A 1,332-nucleotide genomic window follows, 5' to 3' on the forward strand; every position below is an offset into this window, starting at 1 on the left:
GAGCTGGGCCGAACGGGGCGGTCCGTTCTAACACAGATGGACGGTTGCGAGAACCGCCCAGCACCACGGCGGGATCCGCAAGATCACGAGCGCGGGCCGGGGCCGCTCTTCGCGCAGCGCAGGAGGACGTCATGCAGTCACCGGGCCCAGGCCCCCAGGACCCGGACGCCCAGACCCAACGGGTTGACGGCAACGCTGGTGGTTCTTATTCCGCCTCGTCGTACTCCGCGGGCTCGGCACCGTTCGGCGACGAAGACGAGACCCGCCTGCTCGGCAACAGCGCACCCGGCGTCAACCAGCCCGGCGGCTACCCGCCCACGGAACAGTACTCCCAGAACCCTCCGAACCAGTATCCCCAGAACCAGTACGCACAGAATCCGTACCGCGGCACCGATCAGTACCCCCCGACGGCGGTCTACCCACCCAGTGGGGGCTACCCACCCGGCGAGGGCTACGGCCAGGGTTACCAGCAGCAGGATTATCCCGCCAACAACTATCCCACGGAGAGTTATCCGCAACAGGCATATCAGCAGAACTATCAGCCGGGTTACCACCAAGATCCGGGTTACCACCAAGGGTATCAGCAGCAGGGCTACCCTGCGGCGGGCGGTTACGGAGGTTATCCGCCGCCGGGGGCGCCCCCCGGCCCGGCGGCTCTCAACGTCGGCGTAACACCATCATCGCTGCGGCGGTGGCGGCGGCACTCCTCCTGATCATTATTCCGGTTGTGCTCCTCTCCGGAGGTTCCGACAACCCGGGCACGGTGACCGCGCCCGACAGCCCCAGCGCCTCACCGACCTCGACAAACCCATCGTCATCGCCCTCGCCAAGTCCAAGTCCAAGCGCGAGTCCGAGTCCCTCGGCGCAGTTCACCCCGACGCAGCACGCCCTGCTGGCCAAGCTCGACTCGTCCGTGATGACGGACTACGAGCCCAACGGCGAAGCCGAGGGCGGCCACATCAAGGCGTCGTTATTCTGCAACTCGGATGATGGGAAGGTAGTGGCTGCCTACTCCTACGCGACCATTCAGTGATCTGAACAGCGACGTCGAGGTGCGCAAGTCCCTGGTCACCACCACCGGCGGCAAATGCGAGCAGGGCGGCGACGAGGTCTTCACCTGGAACTTCCACGAGGGTGCGACCCAGGGCACGGCCGTCTGCAACGTGCGTGACGGTGATCACTTCATCTTCTGGTCCTACAATTCCACGTTGGTCTCCTTCATAGCGACCGGCCCCGACGGGGCGGCCCTGTACGAATGGTGGAGTAATTTCGATCCGGTGCCCAAGACCTGACGTCGCGGTGGACGCCGCCGGGACGCGGCCACGTCCCAAT

The 1,332-nt window shown here is 65.5% G+C and carries 3 protein-coding genes; all 3 read left to right on the forward strand.

Annotation, left to right across the window (positions count from 1 at the left end):
• Positions 1-131 precede the first annotated feature (131 nt).
• From AC08OT_RS04080 to AC08OT_RS04090, 3 genes are read left to right on the forward strand one after another with little or no spacing between them, the layout of a single operon-like run.
• On the forward strand, positions 132-713 hold the full coding sequence (locus tag AC08OT_RS04080; RefSeq protein WP_476593567.1) for a hypothetical protein: 582 nt from the start codon (positions 132-134) through the stop codon (positions 711-713).
• On the forward strand, positions 692-1,033 hold the full coding sequence (locus tag AC08OT_RS04085) for a hypothetical protein (RefSeq protein WP_476593566.1): 342 nt from the start codon (positions 692-694) through the stop codon (positions 1,031-1,033). Before AC08OT_RS04080 ends, AC08OT_RS04085 begins: the two co-directional genes overlap by 22 nt.
• A gap of 19 nt (positions 1,034-1,052) precedes the next feature.
• Positions 1,053-1,292, forward strand: a complete 240-nt coding sequence (locus AC08OT_RS04090) for a hypothetical protein (RefSeq protein WP_476593565.1) — start codon at positions 1,053-1,055, stop codon at positions 1,290-1,292.
• Positions 1,293-1,332 lie beyond the last annotated feature (40 nt).

The organism is Frankia sp. CgJB1 (genome assembly GCF_977947065.1).